An 18,915-nucleotide genomic window follows, 5' to 3' on the forward strand; every position below is an offset into this window, starting at 1 on the left:
GGCTGAAGGGCTGAAGCGATGAGCAGGAAATATTTCGGCACCGACGGGGTTCGCGGACGCGCCAACAGCCATCCGATGACGGCGGAACTGGCGCTGCGGCTCGGCGCGGCGGCCGGCCGCTATTTCCGCAAGGACGGCCGCAACGGCCACCGTGTGGTGATCGGCAAGGACACGCGGCTGTCCTGCTACATGATCGAGAATGCGCTGACGGCCGGGCTCAATTCCACGGGCATGAACGTCCTGCGCCTCGGCCCGGTGCCGACGCCCGGCGTGGGGTTCCTCACGCGCTCGATGCGCGCCGACCTCGGCATCATGATCTCGGCATCCCACAACCCGGCCTATGACAATGGCATCAAGTTCTTCGGCCCCGACGGGTTCAAGCTCGATGATGCGGCAGAGCTGGAAATCGAGGCCATGCTCGACAGCGTCGTCGAGCTGGTGCCGCCGCAGGAGATCGGGCGGACGACCCATATCGACGATGGCGTCGGGCGCTATGTCGAATATGCCAAGACCACGTTCCCCTTCCGTGGCCAGCTTTCGGGCCTGAAGGTGGTGATCGATTGCGCGAACGGCGCGGCCTACAAGGCGGCGCCGCAGGCGCTGTGGGAGCTGGGCGTGGAGGTCGTGTCCGTCGGCGTGAGCCCGAACGGGCTCAACATCAACGAAAACTGCGGTTCGACCCATCCCGAGACGGCTGCCGAGATGGTAGTGGCACATGGCGCCGACATCGGTATCTGCCTCGATGGCGATGCCGACCGGGTGATCATCATCGACGAAAAGGGCCAGATCGCCGACGGCGATCAGTTCATGGCGCTTCTCGCCGCCCGCTGGGGCGACGCCGGACGGCTGAACCATGGAACGCTGGTGGCCTCGGTCATGTCGAACCTCGGGCTGGAACGGTTCCTCTCGGCGCGTGGGCTACGGCTGGAACGGGCGCCGGTCGGCGACCGCTATGTGGTCGAACGGATGCGCGAGGGCGGCTTCAACCTCGGTGGCGAACAGTCGGGCCATATCGTGATGACCGATTATTCGACGACCGGCGACGGGCTGATCGCGGCATTGCAGTTCCTGGCGGCGATGGCCGAGACGGGTCAGCCGGTGTCGGCGCTGGCGCGCCAGTTCGACACGGTGCCGCAGATGCTGAAGAACGTCCGCTTCAGGGCCGGGCAGGAGCCCTTGAAGACCGCCGCCGTGCAATCGGCGATCAAGGGCGCGGAAGCGCGGCTTCAGGGCCTCGGGCGGCTTCTGATCCGCAAATCGGGAACCGAGCCGCTGATCCGGGTGATGGCGGAATGCGAGGATGAGGCGCTTCTGAACGCAGTCGTGGACGAAATCGTCGGTGCCGTCGAGGCGGCCGTCTGAGCGGCGGTCGGCCAGGCCGCTCCTCGCGAAGAGGGCTGAAAGGCCCGATGAGCGGCCCGGCCCGCCGGTAACCCAGCGTTATGCTTGCCCCGGGCCTTCGGCCCGCGCAAGCTCCGGCCATGATGGATCAGACTGAGCCACGCGCCATTTTCGAACGCCATGCGAAGGCAGCCGTCGCCCGCCGAACCGGCTTCGGCCTCAGGGAGCGTCGCGCCGCGCTGACGGCGCTGCTCGCGGCGCTCGACCGGCATCGGGCGAAGCTTCTGGCCGCGATGAAGGCCGATTACGCCAAGAATGAAACCGAAGCGACGCTGTGGGAAATCCTCCCCGTCCAGACCGAGATTGCCCATGCCCGCCGCCATCTGCGGGCCTGGATGCGGCCGCGCCTGAAACTGCCATCGCTGACGATGCTCGGCACATCGGCGCGCCTGAGGCCCGAGCCGAAGGGCGTCGCCTTGATCATCGCGCCCTGGAACTTCCCGGTCCTTCTTGCGCTTGGTCCGGTGGTTTCGGCCCTCGCGGCCGGCAATTCGGTGATCCTGAAGCCCTCCGAACTGACGCCCGCAACCTCGGCGGCGCTGAAGGCGATGCTCGCCGACGCGCTTCCCGAAGATCTCGTTGCGGTGGCCGAAGGCGGGCCGGAGGTCGCCGAGGCGCTTCTCGACCTGCCCTTCGACCATATCTTCTTCACCGGCTCCACCGCCGTCGGTCGCATCGTGATGGAGCGGGCAGCCCGCCACCTGACGCCGGTCACGCTGGAACTTGGCGGCAAGAGCCCGGTTATCATAGGCCCCGGCGCCGATCTGGCGAGAGCCGCCCGCTGGATCGCCTGGGGGCGGTTCGCCAACACCGGCCAGACCTGCGTCGCCCCCGATCATGTCATCGTGCCGCGTGGGCAGGAGGCGGCGCTGCTGGCGGCGCTCAAAGCCGAACTGGGACGGCTCTACGGGCCGGACCCGGCACTTTCGCCTGACTACGGCCGCATCGTCAACGCCCGCCATTTTGGGCGTCTCGCAGGGCTCATCGACGACGCGGTCGCGCAAGGCGCCACCATCGCCCATGGTGGCGCGCGCGAGGGAGACCGGAACTACATCGCCCCGACCATCGTGACCGGCACGACGCCCGCCATGCGCATCTCGGACGAGGAAATCTTTGGCCCGATCCTGCCCGTCATCGCCTACGACGATCCGGCGGAGGCGATCAGCCAGATCAACGCCCGGCCAAAACCGCTTGCGCTTTACGTCTTCGCCCGCGCCCGCGCCTTCATCCGCCGCGTCCGGGCCGAGACCACGTCAGGCAGCCTGGGCGTGAACCTGACGATCGTGCAGTTCATCCATCCCAACCTGCCCTTCGGCGGCATCGGCGCCTCGGGCCTCGGCGCGGGCCATGGCCGCGCGGGGTTCGAGACCTTCAGCCATATGAAACCGGTCCTCACAAACCGCCTCTCGACGCTGCCGCTGGTCTTTCCACCCTACAACGGGCGGGTGCGGGCGCTGACGCGGCTGCTCCTTCGTTTCCTGCGCTGAAGCGGACTGGTCAGGATTTCCCGCCTTTTCGGGGGTTTGCGGACCTGCGAAAACCCGCAAGCCATGAAACGGGAGCCTACGATGAACCTCCGCCTTGCGCTTGCGGCCTGGCTTGCGGCCACTCCGGTGCTCGCCCAACCCATCGATCTGAACGGCCATGACGTCGAAGTGGTCGATACGGAGGCGGGGCAGGCGCTTCTCGTCGATGGCGTGAAAGCGCACGAGGACGGGGTGATCTATCTGGATGCGCTGCCGCATGAGGTTGGCGGCGCGACGGTCCTGATCGGGGCGGCGGGATCGGGCGGCAATAGCTGCAATGCCGGTCCTTTCGTCCTGTCACTGCAGGGCGAGGCGTATCGTCTCGACGGTCCTGCGGACAGCTGCGCCTATCTGGAACAAACCATTGGCACGGACGCGATCGACTTCGTGTCCGAACCGAGCGCCGCCTGGGAAGGCCAGCACTGGCGCTGGACGCCCGGCGGGGGGCTGGTGATGCTTGATCCGGTTGCCTTCAGCCCGGACCCGTCCAGAGGCTGGGATCAGCTTGACGAGCTGGAGGCTGCCCACCCGCTTGACGTGTTCCGGTTCGGCCCGATCGCCGATCAGATGCACATGCTGCTTGGGGAAGAAGAGGGCGACACATTCGTCGATCTCCTCTCCGGCGTGGGCTCGGGCGGGTTGGCTGACCCGGGCTATATGGGCAGTGCCCACGAGATGGATGGTTCCTACGCCGTCGTGATCCTCGATGCAGCGACGCGCCAGCCCTATCTTGCCTGGGCCTTCGCCGGTGGCGAGATGCAGACCCGGCCCGAAGGGTTGGAAAGCTGGTCCCCCGGGGCGATCCGTGCCCTCAAGACATGGAGTGAAGCGCAATGAAACCTGTTTTCGCGGCCGCGCTGCTCGGCCTGTCCACCCTACCGGCCGGGGCCGAAGTGAAAGAACAGCATGTCGTCGTCGGCGACTGGCAGGTGTGGATCGAACCGGTCGATCCGCTCGAACTGCTGTTTGTCGGTCGGAATGAATTCGAGCGCGACCAGCTCCTGTCTGGGGGCGATCTGGAAGTGGTCGGCATGGTCGCGGACGCCGACGATGTCGCGCTGCTGGGCATGCCCGCGATCGTGGTCGAGACGCCGGGCACGCAGAGCTGTGACGACATCGACGCGGTGGCGCGGGACTATTATGTGATCAGCTTCGACGGCGCGCCAAGGCTGAGCACGCCTGCGATGACCTGTGCGGACCTGACCCTGTCGGTCACGAACGGCATGCTGGTGCTGGAAGCGGACCCGATGGGCGTCGGCGAATTCTGGAGCTGGACGCCCGAGGCAGGCTTCGTCCTGCGCTAGCCCGGTCGGCCCTCAGGCGCCGCGGCGGAAGGCCGGGCGCTGGCTGAGCGCCAGCCCGGCGAGGATCAGCAAGAGGGCCGCGAAGAAGCGCTGCGTCAGCGGTTCATGCAGGACCAGCGCGCCGAAGAGCGCCGACCAGACCGGCACCTGATAATTGGTCAGGGTCATGAAGCTCGGCCCCGCGCTGCGGATGGTCGTGACCCGCAGAAGCGCCGCCAGAGCGGTCGGGACGAGGCCGAGGACGACGATGGCCGTGGTCGCCTCGCCGGTCGTGACGACGGGGCGCCCCTCGACCAGCAGCATCGCCGGGATCAGTGCTGCACTGCCCACACAGAGCGACAGCGCCGCCAGCGCCAGTGGGTCGATGGCCGGGCAGCGCCGGGTGGTGATCGCCGACACCGCGTAGCAGAGCGCCGCCGTGATGCAGGCGAGCTGCGCCAGCGGCGCCCCGCTTCCGTCAAAGGCATCGCCCCCGATCAGGATCAGGACGCCCGCGAAACCGAGAGCGAAACCGGAGGTCTTGCGCAGCGACAGACGCTCGCCCGGCACGAACAGATGGGCCAGCGGCAGGACGAAAAGCGGCACGACCGCCATCGACAGGCCCGCGAAGGCCGAGGGCACCGACTGCTGGCCCCAGGACAGAAGGAAGAAGGGCAGCGCGGTCGAGAAAAGTCCGATCACCAGCACATGGGCCACAAGCCGCGGCGAAAGGCCGGGCAGGTGCCGCCCGGTCATCAGGACCGCCGAGACCAGCGCCACCGCCCCCAACCCCGTCCGCGCCGCCGCGACGGTCAGCGGCCCATAGCCCCTGAGAGCCAACGCCACGACCATGAAGGTCGCCCCCCAGATCAGGCCGAGTGCCATGATGGAAAGCCAGTTGGCCAGCGTCGGTTTCGGCATGGTCGCTCCAGAATGAACGGGGGCAGCATAGCGCCGCCCCCGCCCCTTGTGCTTCGCTCGCGAACGAACCGTCAGTTCCGCGACTTGTCGACCATCTTGCCCTTGGAAATCCAGGGCATCATGGCGCGCAGCTTCTCGCCGACCTTCTCGATCTGGTGTTCGTCGTTGATGCGGCGGGTCGCCTTGAAGAAGGGCTGGCCCACGGCATTTTCCTGCATGAAGTCGCGCACGAACTTGCCGGTCTGGATGTCGGTCAGAACCGCCTTCATCCGCGCCTTGGTCTCATCGTACGGCAGGATGCGCGGGCCCGAGACATATTCGCCATATTCGGCGGTGTTCGAGATCGAGTAGTTCATGTTCGCGATGCCGCCTTCGTAGATCAAATCGACGATCAGCTTCACCTCGTGCAGGCATTCGAAATAGGCCATCTCAGGCTCATAGCCGGCTTCGACGAGCGTCTCGAAGCCCATGCGGATCAGTTCGACGAGGCCGCCGCACAGCACCGCCTGCTCTCCGAACAGATCGGTTTCGCATTCCTGGCGGAAGTTGGTTTCGATGATGCCCGAGCGGCCGCCGCCGATGGCGGAGCAGTAGGAGAGGCCGATTTCCATCGCCTTGCCGGTCGCGTCCTGATGAACGGCGACAAGGCAGGGCACGCCGCCGCCCTTGGTGTATTCGCCGCGCACCGTGTGGCCCGGGCCCTTCGGCGCCATCATGATGACGTCGACGCCGGGCTTCGGCTCGATCAGGCCGAAATGCACGTTCAGGCCGTGCGCGAAGGCGATCGCCGAGCCTTCCTTGAGGTTGTCGTGGACGTATTTCTTGTAGGTCGCGGCCTGCAGCTCATCGGGCATGGTGAACATGATCAGGTCGCACCAGGCGGCGGCCTCGGCGATGCCCATGACCTTCAGCCCTTCCTTTTCGCACTTCGCGGCAGAGGGCGAGCCTTCGCGCAGTGCGATGACCACGTTCTTGGCACCCGAATCGCGCAGGTTCAGCGCATGGGCGTGGCCCTGGCTGCCGTAGCCGAGGATGGCGACCTTCTTGTCCTTGATCAGGTTGATGTCGCAGTCACGATCATAATAGACGCGCATGGCGTTCTCCTTTGCTTGATGGGGCGAGCATAGGGGGTGGCGCGGAAATTCCCGTGCAAAGTTTGACGAATTTTACTTTCTGTGGGATAAGTCATTCTCAATTTCGCTGAACTGTGAAATTTTCATGCAGATCGACGATACCGACCGCCGCATCCTGCGCCAGCTTCTGGCCGAGCCGGGTCTTGCCACCGCCGATCTGGCAGAGCGGGCGGGTGTCACCGCCGCGACCTGCTGGCGGCGGCTGGAAAAGCTGACCGAAGCGGGTGTGCTGAAGGGTCAGCATGCGGTGATCGACTGGCGGGCGCTCGGTTGGGCGGTCGAGGTCAGCTTGCGCTTCACGCTCGACAAGACCAACCCGCGCGCCTTCGACGAGTTTGTCGATGCGGCCCGCGCGGTGCCCGAGGTGATCGAGATCCAGACCTTCCTCGGCCGGGTCGACATCCGCCTGAACGTGGTCGCCCGCGACATGGGCCATTATCAGGAGGTCTACCGCGACCGCATCCTGACCCTGCCGCATATCGCCGATATCGAAAGCCTGATGCTGGTCTCGACCATCAAGGACAGCGGGAGCCTGCCGCTGTGATCGACCTTTTTGAGGCTACATGGCATCGTTTGTTTGGTTTGACGCCGCCCTTGGGGCACATGTTGCGCTATGATCACTTTGACCGCTGGACAAGGTTTCACGCCTTGCCTGGATCGAAACGCTATGCCGACAGCGAGACTGAACGACAGATTATCTTGCATCGCGGAAACCAGCTTGGAAGTGAGTGCTTCTTCAAAGGGGAGAAGGTCTGGTTGGTTTCGTGTCTCTGGCCGGGGGCGTTGGACCATGCGGTACCTCAGGGGGCCTTTGATCTTAGTCTCGGATTGTCCAGGCGTTGCACTTTCAGGGTCGAGGATGGCGACGACATTGAAGAGCACCTTGCGTATTCGGATATGGTTCCGTGGCAACCCGGTGCGTTCGACCATCTTCTGACCGACATTGCGGAGGACCGTTGCCGCGCCTTGTTCTTTTCGGCGGCCAGCGGGCGCGTTCTGGCACCCTATGACGGCGGGTTCGACATTATTGGAGATGACCGTTTCTGGATCGACGGGCTTGAAAGGCGATATCGGAGCTGGATGTCGATGCGAGGCGACAGATTGTGATCGACCTCGACGACACCGACCGGGCGATCCTGCGGGCGCTTGCCGCCGACGCGACGCAAAGCGCGGGGGCTGTGGGGCGGGCATTGGGTCTTTCGCAGCCGGCCGCATGGCGGCGCATCCGGCGGCTGGAGGAGGCTGGCGTGATCGCGGGGCGCAGGATTGATCTGGACAGCGCGGCACTGGGGTTCGGGGTCACGGTCTTTCTGGGCGTCAAGCTCGCCACCAAGGGCCGCGTCAGCCTTGAGGATTTCGAACGCGCCGCGACCGCGATCCCCGAAGTGCAGACGGTCCAGCATGTGCTCGGCCTCTATGATTACCGGCTGCGCGTCGCCGCCCGCGACCTGGCGGATTTCGAGCGGGTCCTCAGGCGCCGGATCATGACCCTGCCCGGTGTCGGCAATGTCGAGGCGAATGTGCTTCTGAGCGAGGAACGCCGCCCCGGGCCGTTGGGGTAGGCTACTGGTGTTTTTCCAGCGGTGCAGCGAGCCATTCGCGGCCCTTCAGCATCGCATTCCAGTAAAGCCAGGGAATGAAGGTCGATTTCAGGAACCAGGCGCTGCGGCGGACCTTGGTGCTGTCCCACGGGAAGGAGGGCAGGAGTTTGCCGCCATAGCCGAACTCGGCCAGGATCGCGCGGCCATGTTCGACCGTCAGCGGGCAAGAGCCATAGCCGTCATAGGCGGCGCGCGGTTCCTTGCCGTCGATGACGGCCAGCAGGTTCACGGCAACGATCGGCGCCTGCTTGCGCGCGGCGGCGGCGGTCTTGGAATTGGGCGTCGAACAGCCGTCGCCCAGGCCAAAGACATTGGCAAAGCGCGTGTGGCGCAGCGTCGCCTGATCGACCTCGACAAAGCCCGCGGCATCGGCCAGCGGGCTTTGCGCGACGGCGGCGACCGGCTTTTGCGGCGGCACGGCGTGCAGCATGTCGAACTCGACGACGGTTTCCACCGGCGTGCCATCGGCGTCGGCCCTGGCGAAGGTGGCGGTCTTCGCCGCCCCGTCAACCGCCGTCAGGCGCGAGCCGAAGTTCAGCTTTGCGCCGTAGCGTTCGACATATTTCATCAGGGGCGGCACATAGTCGGCCACGCCGAAAAGGCCCGGGGTGGCGGTGTGGAACTGCACCTCGATCTGGCCAAGCGTGCCGCGCCTCTGCCAGTCGGAGCAGGACAGATACATCCCCTTCTGCGGCGCGCCGGGGCATTTGATCGGCATAGGCGGCTGGCTGAAGACGGCGCGGCCCTTCTGCATTTCTTGCACGAGTTTCCAGGTGTAGGGCGCGAGATCGAAGCGGTAGTTCGAGGTGACGCCATTCTTGCCGAGCGCCTCCGCCAGCCCCGGAATGCCGTTCCAGTCGAGGAAGATGCCGGTGGCCATGATCAGGTAGTCGTAGCCGACCTCGCGCCCGTCATCGAGCGTCACCGTCTGGCGTTCGGGATCGAAGGCGGTGGCCGTGCCCTTGATCCGTTTCGCCCCTGCGGGCAGCACGCTGGCCGCGGATCGCACGGTGCGCTCGGCGCCGAAGACGCCACCGCCGACCATCGTCCAGCCCGGCTGATAGAAATGCTGATCTGACGGTTCGATCACAGCGATGTCGAGCGACGGCCGCCGCTTCAGCAGGCTCGCCGTAACCGCAAGACCGCCGGACCCGCCTCCGACGACCAGAATCTGATGGCGTTGCATGGTTCCTCCCTCTTTTTGTATTTTGATTATTGAATATGTTTTGCGTCGCCCTGTCACGCGGAATATTCCCGGGTCGGCTGCGCGTTGACCAAAACCGACGCAACTTCCTTGCGAGACGCCGCTCCCGGGCTTTGCAATCCTTGCGCGCCTCCGTTAGGCGAGGGGCGTGATAAGAAGGAGAATGCCATGCCCGCGCTGTTGCCCGACGTAGACCCCGAGGGGCTTGAGGAATTTTCGGTCGTCTTCACCGACCGCTCGCTCAATCACATGAGCCAGCAGTTCCAGGGCGTGATGCGCGACATCTCGTCGATGCTGCGCGAGGTCTACACTGCCGACGCCGCGGCACTGGTCCCGGGCGGCGGCACCTGCGCGATGGAGGCGGTGGCGCGGCAGTTCGGCGCGGGCCGCAAGGCGCTGGTGATCCGCAACGGCTGGTTCTCTTACCGCTGGAGCCAGATTTTCGAGACTGGCGGGTTCGCGGGCGAAGTCACGGTCGCGATGGCGCGGCAGTCGGGCAATGCGGCGCAGTCGCCCTTTGCCCCAGCGCCGATCGAAGAGGTGACGGATGCGATCCGCAAGGCGCGGCCCGATGTGGTCTTCGCCCCGCATGTCGAGACGGCGGCGGGCATGATCCTGCCCGACGATTATCTGAAGGCGGTCGCTTCGGCGGCGCATGAGGTGGGCGCGCTTTTCGTTCTGGATTGCATCGCCTCGGGCTGCATCTGGGTCGACATGAAGGCAACGGGCGTCGATGTGCTGATTTCGGCCCCGCAGAAGGGCTGGTCGGCCTCGCCCTCGGCGGGTCTGGTGATGTTCTCTGACGCCGCGCTGAAGCGGCTGGAGGAGACCACTTCGAATTCCTTCGCGCTCGACCTGAAGAAATGGCGGGCGATCATGGCGGCCTACGAGGGCGGCGGCCATGCCTATCACCTGACCATGCCGACCGATGCGCTGAAATCCTTCCGCGACACGATGCGGGAAACCCGCGAGCACGGGTTCGAACGGCTGCGCGAGGCGCAATGGCGGCTGGGCAATGCCGTGCGGGCCGAGCTTGCCCGCCGCGGCATCCGTTCCGTCGCCGCCGAAGGCTTTCAGGCGCCGGGCGTGGTGGTCAGCTTCACCGACGATCCCGAGATCCAGACCGGCAGGAAGTTCCTCGCCCAGGGCGTCCAGATCGCCGCCGGCGTGCCCCTGCAGGTGGGCGAGGGGGCAGAGTTCCGCACCTTCCGTCTCGGCCTCTTCGGCCTCGACAAGCTCTATGACGTCGACCGCACCGTCGCCCGCGTCACCCGCGCCCTCGACGCGGCGCTCTGAGGCCCGGTATCGCTTCGTCACCGGCTGGGCGGGCCGCGCCCCAGCCGGTCGGTCCTGCCGAAAGCCCGCTGGCGCGTTGGGCTGTTGGTCCTCTGGGGGCGGGTGGGGCGCCGAAGCGCTGCCTGCGGCGCGCCGCGGTTACGACCTGACGGCGGTCGAGGCACTATCGGGGACGATGGCGCGGACGGTCCATGACTTCTTCCATATGGGCGACCGAGGGGCGGCCTCGGCGCCGTTTCCGGCGTCTGGCATCCGTCCCGCATCCGTCCCGACAACGTATGGCATCCGTCCCGACAGGCGTCCCGACAGAGCGCGCCTTCAGCGCCGCTTCGACCAGGCCTCGCGCCAGATGCCGCCTTCCAGGATTCGGTAGGTATGATCGAGGATCACCCCGGCGCCATCGACGGTGAAGGTGCCCTCCTCGACCAGGTTCTCCGCCGCCTCGGCCGTATGGTAGAGACGGTAGGTCCAGACGCCATCCGCGACACTCGCCAGATGCACCATCTTCCGCCGCGCCCCGTCGCTGCGGGTCTCGGTGTAGGTGCAACGCCCGACGGTCAGCGTGCAGTCGCTGGGCTTGTAGCGGAGGGTCAGCGCGCCCACCCGCGCCTTGACCGCCTCTCCCTGCCGGTTGGACCAGAAAGCGACCTCGGCCGGATCGCCCTTCGATCCGTCGCGGGTGAAGGCGAACCGATAGAGCCCGCCCTCGGGGCCGAGGTAGGTGACGGCAGTATTGCCGTTCTCCGCCCGCCAGCGGACGGTCTGGCCCTCGGTCATCAGGGTGACGTCGAAGGGGATTTCGGCGTGGAGGGGGAGGGCGGTGAGGCAGAGGAAGATGAGGCTGAGAAGGGCGCGCATTAGGGTACCGGGGAAATTGATCCCCTCAATGCATCATGTGGGAACAATAGGATCAAGGTGTGGGAAGCGTATGATTTTCACATTGCTGCGGTGTTGCGTCGCCAGCGCGCTCGCCCATCGGCACGGCTCTGATTGCTGGGTTAGCTGGCAATGTGCAAATGGGGTCTTCAAAGCGCGCTTGCTTGCGGGGATTGGGTGAGGTCAAATCCAAGCCCGCGATCGCTCAGTGGAGCAAGGCTCCGGCGCTCTTGCCAACCACTTTCGGATCCAGGCTTCGCTTCCACACCAAGAATTTTGTCGTTTCGAAAGAGCCGAATGGCAAGAAAATTGTTTGCCAGTTCTCTTTGAACCAGCCCAGTCGAACTGCGTAAGCGCCCTCACAGAGCGCAGCTTGGGGGATTGATGCAAGTATCAGTTTGAGGCCGGCCTTGTAGCCGACCCAGTTGATCAACTCGAACTGTTGCTCGGCACGATTGAAGACCATCATGTAGCATTTTACATCCATCTCCGGAGGATCAGGAAAATAGACCAAGGTTCCGCCCCAAAGTTTGGTCCTGAGGTCACGAACCTCTGCATACTCCTCACCCAGAACCGCCATGCGCAACAGTGGAGCGCGTTTCATACATCCAGCTCCTCCACGAACCGCGCGTTCTCGCTGATATACTGGAACCGCAGTTCCGGCTTCTTGCCCATCAGCCGCTCGACCAGATCCGAGGTCTCGCCGGGTTCATCCTCGTCGATGCTCACGCGGATCAGTTTCCGCGTCTCGGGGTTCATCGTCGTGTCCTTGAGGTCCTTTGCGTCCATCTCTCCCAGCCCCTTGAAGCGCTGGACGTCGATCTTGCCGCCGCGGTTCGACCCGAGGCCGGTCTTCAGCCAGTATTCCTTCTCCTCGTCGTTCGAGACATAGCGGCGGATGGCGCCCTGGGTCAGCCGGTAGAGCGGCGGGCAGGCGAGGTAGAGGTGGCCCTTGTCGATCATCGGCCGCATCTGGGTGAAGAAGAAGGTCATCAGAAGCGAGGCGATATGGGCGCCGTCGACGTCGGCGTCGGTCATGATGATGATCTTCTCATAGCGCAGGTCGTCGATGTTGAACCTGGTGCCCATGCCGCAGCCCAAGGCCTGGCAGAGATCGTTGATCTCCTGGTTCTGGCCCATCTTCGATGAGGCCGCGCCGAGGACGTTGAGGATCTTGCCGCGGAGGGGCAGGAGCGCCTGAGTGGTGCGGTCGCGCGCCATCTTGGCCGAGCCGCCCGCGCTGTCGCCCTCGACGATGAAAAGCTCCGTCCCCTCGCGGTTGGTGGCGGAACAATCGACAAGCTTGCCGGGCAGGCGCAGCTTCTTGGTGGCGGACTTGCGGGCGGTTTCCTTTTCCTGCCGCCGCCTCAGGCGTTCCTCGGCGCGCAGCACGAGGAAGTCGAGGATGGCGCCGGCCGACTTGGTGTCAGAGGCAAGCCAGTTGTCGAAATGGTCCTTCACGGCGCCTTCGACCAGCCTCGCGGCCTCGGTCGTGGCCAGCCGGTCCTTGGTCTGGCCCACGAATTCCGGTTCGCGGATGAAGCAGGACACCAGAGCGCAGCCGCCTGCCACCATATCCTCGCGGGTGATGAGTTCGGCCTTGCGGTTCTTCGTGAGTTCGCCATAGGCGCGGATGCCCTTGAGGACGGCGGCCCAGAAGCCCGCCTCATGCGTGCCGCCCTCGGGCGTCGGTACGGTGTTGCAGTAGGAATTCAGGAAACCGTCGATTGATGGCGTCCAGTTGATGGCCCATTCGACCTGGCCGGGGACGCCGAATTTCTCCTGGAACGAGACCTTTCCGGCGAAGGGCCGGTCGGCGTAGGTGGTGGCCTTCTGCAGCAGTTCGCCCAGATAGTCGGCCAGCCCCCCGGGGAAGTGGAAGGTGGCTTCCTGCGGGGTCTCGCCGTCGCTGATCGCCGATTTCCAGCGGATTTCGACGCCTGAGAAGAGATAGGCCTTGGAGCGCACCATCTTGAAGATGCGGGCGGGCTTGAAGCGGTGGTGGCCGAAGATCTGTTCGTCGGCGTGGAAGGTGGTGGTGGTGCCGCGGCGGTTCGGGGCCTGGCCGATTTCCTTGACGGGGCCGAGGGGGACGCCGCGGGAGAAGCGCTGTTCAACGAGCTTGCGGTCGCGGGCGACCTGCACGACCATCGAATCCGACAGCGCGTTGACGACCGAGGCGCCGACGCCATGCAGGCCGCCCGAGGTCTGGTAGGCGTCGCCGCCGAACTTGCCGCCCGCATGCAGCGTGCAGAGAATGACCTCTAGCGCGGACTTGCCGGGGAATTTCGGATGCGGGTCGAACGGCATGCCGCGGCCGTTGTCGCGGATGGTGATGGCGCAATCCTCGTGGAGTTCGACCTCGATCCGGCTGGCGTGGCCCGCGACCGCCTCGTCCATCGAATTGTCGAGAATTTCGGCGACGAGGTGATGGAGCGCGCGTTCGTCGGTGCCGCCGATATACATGCCGGGGCGCTTGCGGACCGGCTCCAGCCCCTCGAGCACCTCGATCGAGGAGGCGTCATAGGTGCCGGACCCGCCGGAGAGGAGATCGTTGGACATGGGGGCTCGCTGCTCGGATCTGTTCTTGGTGGGTCAGATTAGACCCGGGAGAGGGGCGGGGCAAGCGGGGCCTCCTCGGGCGCTTCGCTTCTCGTCGGTCCCGACGAGCGCCCGGAGGGCGACGAGGAGGTTACCGCCCCCTCAGCCACTCCGCCAGCTCGGCCTCGTCCATCAGCCCTTGCGCCACACGGATGATGATCTGGCCGACCTCTTCAGCGTGCCAGGTCATCTGCACGCCGTTCAACTTCAGCGCGGCATTCATGGTGCGAAAAGCCGTCCGCTTGTTTCCGTCGTTGACGCAATGCACCTGCGAGACCGCCACCGCATAGGCGGCGGCAAGATCGTAGACATCGCCTACCAGCCCGTAGGCCAGCCGGTTGTCCACACGCCCGAGTGCCCCTTCGAGCGACTTGCCGCGGGCGCGTCCCGGCAGGTCGCCGGGATTGAGTACCTCGTCATGGATCGCTTCGACGATCTCGGCCGACAGGGTCAGCACGGCTCACTTGTCCCGAAGATAATCGAGAACCGGTTGCACCTCTTCGCGCGTCTCTCGGAGATGTGCCAAGACCTCGTCCATCGTCGCGTGCCGGTGTTCGCCCGGTTGCGCCGCCTCGGCCGGGACCAGATAGCCCACGAGCTGCGAATTCTTCAGGATCGCCACGGGCTTGCCGTTAGCGCGGTCGAGCACTTTCTGCGGTTCGCGCAGTTCGGTGATGGTGGCGATCTGGTTGGTCAGGAGGGTGGTCACGGTCATCTACATCTGAATGTACATTATAATACACGTTGTGACGGAAAAATCAAGGAACGGGCGAGTGCTTCACTGGGAGTCGGCTCGGCAGCCCTGCTGGTAAGCCGGGGTGTCCAGGCGCTGGCCCCAAAGGAAAGGGCCGCCCCGTCTACACGAAGCGGCCCCCCGAGTTCCAAGGAGATGGCCCAGTTAGGGTGCCGGTTAAGGCGCGTCCCAGACAAGGGTTACAGCCTGCGAGTTTGCCCTCAGGCCACGGCCCCCCCGACTGTCCTGACACCTCTCTCCAATATCACTCTAGACACTGGATCACCTCCTTTCCTGGTTGCCGTTAACCAGAAGCCTGCCACAGATTTTGTGGTTGTCAAAAGAAATCACGCAACCCTTTTGATAAAATTCGAAACAATGAGTCTGAAAGGGATCAACGCTATAGCGGCGAGCGCCAGTTTCACCAGCCAGTCGCCGAAGCCGAGCGAGACCCAGAAGGGCAGGGCGGGGCCGTGGCCGAGAAGCGGTTTCATCTCGGCCGCCCAGGAGACGTCGTTTCCGGGCTCGATGAAGGTCAGCGCCGCGGCGAAGGCGACCGAGAAGAAGACCGCGGTATCGAGCGAGGCGCCCGCAAGGGTCGAGATGAAGGGTGCCTTCCACCAGGAACCGTCGCGCAGCCGGTTGAAGACATGGATGTCGGTCAGCTGCGCCAGAAGGAAGGCGAGACCGGAGCCGAGCGCCACGCGCAAGGTCACGAGCGGTCCGAATTCGCCCATGATCTGCGATCCGACGAGCGAGCAAAGAAGGCCCGCGACGAAACCCGCGATCACCACCCGGCGCGCGGCCACGGCGCCCTGGAAGCGGTTCGTCAGGTCGGTCACCAGGAAGGAGAACGGGTAGGTGAAGGCCCCGTATGTCAGCCAGTCGCCATAGGGAAACTGCACGAGGATATTGGAGGCCACGACAATGGCGGCCATGGCAAGGATGCCGGGAAGAAGCGAACGGGTCATGTGTCTTTCCGTTTTTTACAAGGTCGCGGAGACTTGGCTTCCGCGCCCATCGCGGAAACAGCGCGCGCCTTACGCCCGCTGCCCGGCCCGGTCAAGTCATTCCTCGATGCGGACCTCGACGAATTCGGTCGACATGACCGCGAGGAAGTTGTCGTCGGCGACCATCGTGGCGCGCAGTGCGCCCGCCGCGTCCCGCCAGACCGACAGGCCTTCGAGATTGCCGAAGGCGCCTGCGCGGCTTTCCATCAGCACCGCGTCCGCCACCGGCTGCCCTGCCTCGAGCGTGATCCGCCGCAACCGGGACCGGAAACCCAAGAGCCCCCAGAGATCGCGTTCAAGGACATAGAGCCGCCCGTCCGGCCCGAAATCGGCGCCGACCGGGCGCCAATGGTGATCCTCGGGCAGGCGGAAGGCCTCTGACCATCTGCCGTTTGCATAACGCCAGACCGGAAAGGACCGGACCCCGCGCCCCGGCCCCTCGGGCATGGTGTAGAGTGCGCCGTCGGGTGCGATCGCCAGTGCCTCGAGCCCGTCGTTCTCGATCGCCTCGAAAGCCGGAAAATCGGGCAGCTCGGCGATGAAGCTGCCGTCCCGGTCATAGCGGGCCACGCGGCTGACCAGTTCGAAGGACAATCGCAGCTGCCCGTCAGGTCCAAGCGCCATGCCTTCGGCATCGTCGTGGAGACGGTCCAGCGTTGCCCCCTTCGGCCCGCTCAGTGCCGCCCCCGGCCCGTCGAGCGTGATCCCGATGATCGCACCGTCGCCATCCCGCCGGAAGCGGCCGTGAAACAGCCGGGCCGAATCCGACAAGGCGATGAAGCCCTCGCCATCCGCCGTCACCTCAAGCGCCGACAGGCCGCCGAACCCGTACGCCGTTTCCGTCGCCTCGTAGCTGCCGATCACCACCACGCGCGGCGCGGCGGCGGCGCCCGAGGCGAGACCCAAGGCGAGGATCAGTCCGAGTTGAGAACGCCGGTACATGCCTTGGGAAGGTCCGACATGAGATATTCGCGCGGGCCCCGCTTCTTCGGCCCCGGGGTTTTCTTCGGCGGGTTCTTCAGCTCCTCGAGATAGGTCGTCACCCACCACATGAGCGTATCGTCGCAGCCGTCGCCGCCATTCGACAGTTCGCTGACGGTCGGGCTTTGCACCTCGCAGCGTTTCGATCCTTTCGGGCATTTCAGCCGCACGTGGAAATGGTCATGGTGGCCGTAGATCGGGCGGATCTTCTGCAGCCATTTCCTGTCGGATGCCTTGGCGCCCTTGCACATCTCGATCTTGATGGCGGCGGCGACGAAGATCCGGTCGACGCGCGGGTCGGACGCTGCCATTTCCAGAACGGCGGCGTGCGATTCCGTCCAGTTGCCGTTCACCTTCTTCTGATCTTCGGTCCGCACGATCATCGCGCCGAGCTTCTCGCGCTCGCCCTTCGAGAGGCTCAGGGACGGCGGCGGCGTGTACCAGATGTCGGCATCAAGCCCGGTCTGGTGGCTCAGGTGGCCCGACGGGCTCGGGCCCCCGCGCGGCTGGGCGAGATCGCCGATGTAAAGGCCCTTCCAGCCGACCTGGGTCGCCGCCTGCGAGAGGTCCATGAGGTACTGAACCAGCACCGGATGCCCCCAATTGCGATTGCGGGAAAGTCGCATCGCCTGCCAGGTCGGCCCGCTTTCCGGCAGTTGCACCATGCCTGCGCCGCAGCCCCTGGAGTAAAAGCCGATCGCCTCGGCCGTCTCGCTCGACGGTCCCGGCACGGCGCTGAACAAAGCCGCCGCGCGCGCCTCCTTCGCCGCGGCCGTGCCCGCCCCCAGAAGAAGGGCGGCCAGAAGCGCCAGACCTGCCGTTGTCCTCATGGCTGACGTTCTCCCATCGGCTTGACCCATCTCAGGATCACCATGCCGACAAGGAAGAGCGCGATCAACGGGATGGCGATGCCGATCCGCTGCGATCCGCTGATCGTGGTGAAGACCGCGATGGCGAACGGCGCGATGAAGGCGGTGCATTTGCCGGAAAGCGCGTAGAGACCGAAGCTTTCGGTCGCGCGCGCCTGCGTTGTGTGAAAGACCATCATCGTGCGGCTCGAGGATTGCAGCGCACCGCCCGCCGCGCCGATCAGGCAGCCACAGGCGTAGAAGATATAGTCGGGCCAGGGCGAACCTTCTGCGAAGGGCACGCCATAGAAGGCGTCGCGCGACATGCCCGCGATCACGAGGCAGACCGCGATCAGCACATACATCGAAAGATTGATCACCGGCTTCGGGCCCCGCGCACTGTCCATCTTGCCGCCGAGCCAGCTGAAGATCGCGGCCGCCACGGCGCCGACGATGCCGAAGATGCCGATCTTGATCACCGACCAGCCGAGCACGCCCGAGGCATAGACCCCGCCGAAGGCATATAGCGCATTGAGCGCATCGCGATAGAACATCGAGGACAGAAGATGCGCGCCAAGGCTCGTGCGTTGCTTCAGCGACCTGATGAGCCGCCCGAGGTCGCGCATCGCCGCGCCAAGGTTGACGCGCCGCGCCGGGCCTTTCGGCTCCCGCACCCACAGGAAGAAGGGCACCATGAAGACGACATACCAGATTGCCGTGATCGGCCCGACCGCGCGCGTCCCCTCGCGCATGCCGGCATCAAGGCCGAAGAGCGGATCGGCCCCGATCAGGGTCTTCCCGGTCGCGGCATTCTCGGCGAAGAACACCAGCATGATCACCAGCGCGATGATCCCGCCCAGATAGCCGAAGGCGAAGCCAGAGCCCGAAACCTTGCCCATATCCTCGTCGCCCGTCAGGTCGGGCATCAGCGCATTGGTGAAGATCGTGGCAAATTCCATGCCGATGAGGCCGAGCCCGAACCAGATGAGCGCCCAATGCAGGTCGGACGCGCCCGGCAACAGATACCAGAGGCCCCAGGAGCCTGCGACATAAAGGGCCGAGAAGACCCAGATCCATATCATCCGCTTGCCCGACCCGTCGGCGATGGCGCCAAGGATCGGCGCAAGAAGCGCGATGATCACGCCCGAGATCGACTGGCCCCAGCCCCAATAGGCCTGAGCCGCAGCGCCCGCGGCCTCTGCGTCCATGCCCTGCGCGCCGAAATGCGCGCGCGCCACCTCGGCGAAATAGGGGCCGAAGACGAAGGTCAGAAGCAGCGTGTTGTAAGGCTGGCTCGCCCAGTCGAAGAACCACCAGCCCCAGATCCGTTTCTTCGCCGCCGCGTCCATCCGTCCCTCCCTCGGGCTCTGCCCGGTTTTCGGCGGATCAAGCCCGAAAGCCGGAAGGATGGCAAGCACGCCGTCGCGGCACCGGGCCGCAAGAGCCCGTGCCTTTTCATCTTGGCGAAAATACCTCAGGGGGTCCGGGGGACAGCGTCCCC

General features: G+C 65.3%; 20 protein-coding genes. 8 read left to right on the forward strand and 12 right to left on the reverse strand.

What is annotated here, in order from left to right; translation table 11 throughout:
- Nucleotides 1-18 precede the first annotated feature (18 nt).
- The 4 genes from glmM (at nucleotide 19) to P0645_RS08075 (ending at nucleotide 4,231) form a co-directional block, all read left to right on the forward strand.
- Nucleotides 19-1,362: a phosphoglucosamine mutase gene (glmM, locus tag P0645_RS08060; protein WP_284164060.1), complete on the forward strand. Its 1,344-nt coding sequence runs from the start codon at nucleotides 19-21 to the stop codon at nucleotides 1,360-1,362.
- 119 nt (nucleotides 1,363-1,481) lie between these two features.
- Nucleotides 1,482-2,888 (forward strand): aldehyde dehydrogenase family protein, encoded by a 1,407-nt coding sequence (locus P0645_RS08065; RefSeq protein ID WP_284164061.1) that lies wholly within the window; start codon nucleotides 1,482-1,484, stop codon nucleotides 2,886-2,888.
- A gap of 81 nt (nucleotides 2,889-2,969) precedes the next feature.
- Nucleotides 2,970-3,764, forward strand: coding sequence for an Ivy family c-type lysozyme inhibitor (locus P0645_RS08070; RefSeq protein ID WP_284164062.1), 795 nt, complete (start codon nucleotides 2,970-2,972; stop codon nucleotides 3,762-3,764).
- Nucleotides 3,761-4,231 (forward strand): hypothetical protein, encoded by a 471-nt coding sequence (locus tag P0645_RS08075; RefSeq protein ID WP_284164063.1) that lies wholly within the window; start codon nucleotides 3,761-3,763, stop codon nucleotides 4,229-4,231. Before P0645_RS08070 ends, P0645_RS08075 begins: the two co-directional genes overlap by 4 nt.
- Nucleotides 4,232-4,243: 12 nt before the next feature.
- On the opposite strand, the gene P0645_RS08080 is transcribed toward P0645_RS08075, so the two are convergent.
- Both P0645_RS08080 and ilvC read right to left on the reverse strand, forming a co-directional pair.
- Nucleotides 4,244-5,131, reverse strand: coding sequence for a DMT family transporter (locus P0645_RS08080; RefSeq protein ID WP_284164064.1), 888 nt, complete (start codon nucleotides 5,129-5,131; stop codon nucleotides 4,244-4,246).
- A gap of 71 nt (nucleotides 5,132-5,202) precedes the next feature.
- Nucleotides 5,203-6,225 carry a ketol-acid reductoisomerase gene (gene ilvC, locus P0645_RS08085; protein WP_284164065.1) on the reverse strand — a complete coding sequence of 341 codons (1,023 nt, stop codon included), beginning with the start codon at nucleotides 6,223-6,225 and terminating at the stop codon, nucleotides 5,203-5,205.
- A gap of 124 nt (nucleotides 6,226-6,349) precedes the next feature.
- On the opposite strand from ilvC, the gene P0645_RS08090 reads away from it, so the two are divergent.
- The 3 genes from P0645_RS08090 to P0645_RS08100 are packed head-to-tail and all read left to right on the forward strand — an operon-like array spanning nucleotide 6,350 to nucleotide 7,826.
- Nucleotides 6,350-6,808, forward strand: a complete 459-nt coding sequence (locus P0645_RS08090; RefSeq protein ID WP_284164066.1) for an Lrp/AsnC family transcriptional regulator — start codon at nucleotides 6,350-6,352, stop codon at nucleotides 6,806-6,808.
- Nucleotides 6,805-7,371 (forward strand): DUF3885 domain-containing protein, encoded by a 567-nt coding sequence (locus P0645_RS08095; protein WP_284164067.1) that lies wholly within the window; start codon nucleotides 6,805-6,807, stop codon nucleotides 7,369-7,371. The genes P0645_RS08090 and P0645_RS08095 overlap by 4 nt, the downstream gene beginning before the upstream one ends.
- On the forward strand, nucleotides 7,368-7,826 hold the full coding sequence (locus P0645_RS08100; RefSeq protein WP_284164068.1) for an Lrp/AsnC family transcriptional regulator: 459 nt from the start codon (nucleotides 7,368-7,370) through the stop codon (nucleotides 7,824-7,826). The genes P0645_RS08095 and P0645_RS08100 overlap by 4 nt, the downstream gene beginning before the upstream one ends.
- 1 nt (nucleotide 7,827) lies before the next feature.
- On the opposite strand, the gene P0645_RS08105 is transcribed toward P0645_RS08100, so the two are convergent.
- Complete coding sequence (locus P0645_RS08105; RefSeq protein ID WP_284164069.1) at nucleotides 7,828-9,051, reverse strand: NAD(P)/FAD-dependent oxidoreductase; 1,224 nt, start codon at nucleotides 9,049-9,051, stop codon at nucleotides 7,828-7,830.
- A gap of 186 nt (nucleotides 9,052-9,237) precedes the next feature.
- Here P0645_RS08105 and P0645_RS08110 point away from each other — a divergent pair, with 186 nt between their 5' ends.
- The gene (locus P0645_RS08110) at nucleotides 9,238-10,365 is read left to right on the forward strand and encodes an aminotransferase class V-fold PLP-dependent enzyme (RefSeq protein WP_284164070.1); all 1,128 of its coding nucleotides are present in this window, start codon (nucleotides 9,238-9,240) and stop codon (nucleotides 10,363-10,365) included.
- Nucleotides 10,366-10,683: 318 nt separating this feature from the next.
- Here the strand turns inward: P0645_RS08110 and P0645_RS08115 are convergent, their stop codons facing one another.
- The 9 genes from P0645_RS08115 to P0645_RS08155 all read right to left on the reverse strand — a co-directional run bounded on the left by P0645_RS08115 (nucleotide 10,684) and on the right by P0645_RS08155 (nucleotide 18,763).
- Complete coding sequence (locus P0645_RS08115; protein ID WP_284164071.1) at nucleotides 10,684-11,223, reverse strand: hypothetical protein; 540 nt, start codon at nucleotides 11,221-11,223, stop codon at nucleotides 10,684-10,686.
- A 223-nt stretch (nucleotides 11,224-11,446) separates the two neighbouring features.
- Nucleotides 11,447-11,845, reverse strand: coding sequence for a hypothetical protein (locus P0645_RS08120; protein ID WP_284164072.1), 399 nt, complete (start codon nucleotides 11,843-11,845; stop codon nucleotides 11,447-11,449).
- Nucleotides 11,842-13,803 carry a DNA topoisomerase IV subunit B gene (parE, locus tag P0645_RS08125; RefSeq protein WP_284164073.1) on the reverse strand — a complete coding sequence of 654 codons (1,962 nt, stop codon included), beginning with the start codon at nucleotides 13,801-13,803 and terminating at the stop codon, nucleotides 11,842-11,844. Before parE ends, P0645_RS08120 begins: the two co-directional genes overlap by 4 nt.
- A gap of 130 nt (nucleotides 13,804-13,933) precedes the next feature.
- The gene (locus P0645_RS08130; protein WP_284164074.1) at nucleotides 13,934-14,299 is read right to left on the reverse strand and encodes a type II toxin-antitoxin system death-on-curing family toxin; all 366 of its coding nucleotides are present in this window, start codon (nucleotides 14,297-14,299) and stop codon (nucleotides 13,934-13,936) included.
- Between the two features lie 3 nt (nucleotides 14,300-14,302).
- Nucleotides 14,303-14,557, reverse strand: coding sequence for a hypothetical protein (locus P0645_RS08135; protein WP_284164075.1), 255 nt, complete (start codon nucleotides 14,555-14,557; stop codon nucleotides 14,303-14,305).
- 365 nt (nucleotides 14,558-14,922) lie between these two features.
- Complete coding sequence (locus tag P0645_RS08140) at nucleotides 14,923-15,546, reverse strand: queuosine precursor transporter (protein WP_284164076.1); 624 nt, start codon at nucleotides 15,544-15,546, stop codon at nucleotides 14,923-14,925.
- A gap of 96 nt (nucleotides 15,547-15,642) precedes the next feature.
- Nucleotides 15,643-16,527 carry an esterase-like activity of phytase family protein gene (locus P0645_RS08145; RefSeq protein ID WP_284164077.1) on the reverse strand — a complete coding sequence of 295 codons (885 nt, stop codon included), beginning with the start codon at nucleotides 16,525-16,527 and terminating at the stop codon, nucleotides 15,643-15,645.
- A complete protein-coding gene (gene mepA, locus P0645_RS08150) occupies nucleotides 16,500-17,396 on the reverse strand; it encodes a penicillin-insensitive murein endopeptidase (RefSeq protein WP_284164078.1) in 897 nt (298 codons plus the stop codon). The genes P0645_RS08145 and mepA overlap by 28 nt, the downstream gene beginning before the upstream one ends.
- Nucleotides 17,393-18,763, reverse strand: coding sequence for an MFS transporter (locus P0645_RS08155; RefSeq protein WP_284164079.1), 1,371 nt, complete (start codon nucleotides 18,761-18,763; stop codon nucleotides 17,393-17,395). The genes mepA and P0645_RS08155 overlap by 4 nt, the downstream gene beginning before the upstream one ends.
- Between the last annotated feature and the right edge of the window lie 152 nt (nucleotides 18,764-18,915).

The organism is Frigidibacter sp. SD6-1 (genome assembly GCF_030143255.1).
Classification (GTDB): Bacteria; Pseudomonadota; Alphaproteobacteria; order Rhodobacterales; family Rhodobacteraceae; genus TMP-24.

Coding starts and splice junctions, on each gene's coding strand:
- P0645_RS08135 (WP_284164075.1), bottom strand. CDS start 14,557: ATGACCGTGACCACCCTCCTGACCAACCAGATCGCCACCATCACCGAA.
- P0645_RS08155 (WP_284164079.1), bottom strand. CDS start 18,763: ATGGACGCGGCGGCGAAGAAACGGATCTGGGGCTGGTGGTTCTTCGAC.
- P0645_RS08075 (WP_284164063.1), top strand. CDS start 3,761: ATGAAACCTGTTTTCGCGGCCGCGCTGCTCGGCCTGTCCACCCTACCG.
- P0645_RS08110 (WP_284164070.1), top strand. CDS start 9,238: ATGCCCGCGCTGTTGCCCGACGTAGACCCCGAGGGGCTTGAGGAATTT.
- ilvC (WP_284164065.1), bottom strand. CDS start 6,225: ATGCGCGTCTATTATGATCGTGACTGCGACATCAACCTGATCAAGGAC.
- P0645_RS08115 (WP_284164071.1), bottom strand. CDS start 11,223: ATGCGCGCCCTTCTCAGCCTCATCTTCCTCTGCCTCACCGCCCTCCCC.
- P0645_RS08140 (WP_284164076.1), bottom strand. CDS start 15,546: ATGACCCGTTCGCTTCTTCCCGGCATCCTTGCCATGGCCGCCATTGTC.
- P0645_RS08145 (WP_284164077.1), bottom strand. CDS start 16,527: ATGTACCGGCGTTCTCAACTCGGACTGATCCTCGCCTTGGGTCTCGCC.
- mepA (WP_284164078.1), bottom strand. CDS start 17,396: ATGAGGACAACGGCAGGTCTGGCGCTTCTGGCCGCCCTTCTTCTGGGG.
- P0645_RS08120 (WP_284164072.1), bottom strand. CDS start 11,845: ATGAAACGCGCTCCACTGTTGCGCATGGCGGTTCTGGGTGAGGAGTAT.
- P0645_RS08070 (WP_284164062.1), top strand. CDS start 2,970: ATGAACCTCCGCCTTGCGCTTGCGGCCTGGCTTGCGGCCACTCCGGTG.
- P0645_RS08065 (WP_284164061.1), top strand. CDS start 1,482: ATGATGGATCAGACTGAGCCACGCGCCATTTTCGAACGCCATGCGAAG.
- P0645_RS08090 (WP_284164066.1), top strand. CDS start 6,350: ATGCAGATCGACGATACCGACCGCCGCATCCTGCGCCAGCTTCTGGCC.
- glmM (WP_284164060.1), top strand. CDS start 19: ATGAGCAGGAAATATTTCGGCACCGACGGGGTTCGCGGACGCGCCAAC.
- P0645_RS08080 (WP_284164064.1), bottom strand. CDS start 5,131: ATGCCGAAACCGACGCTGGCCAACTGGCTTTCCATCATGGCACTCGGC.
- parE (WP_284164073.1), bottom strand. CDS start 13,803: ATGTCCAACGATCTCCTCTCCGGCGGGTCCGGCACCTATGACGCCTCC.
- P0645_RS08105 (WP_284164069.1), bottom strand. CDS start 9,051: ATGCAACGCCATCAGATTCTGGTCGTCGGAGGCGGGTCCGGCGGTCTT.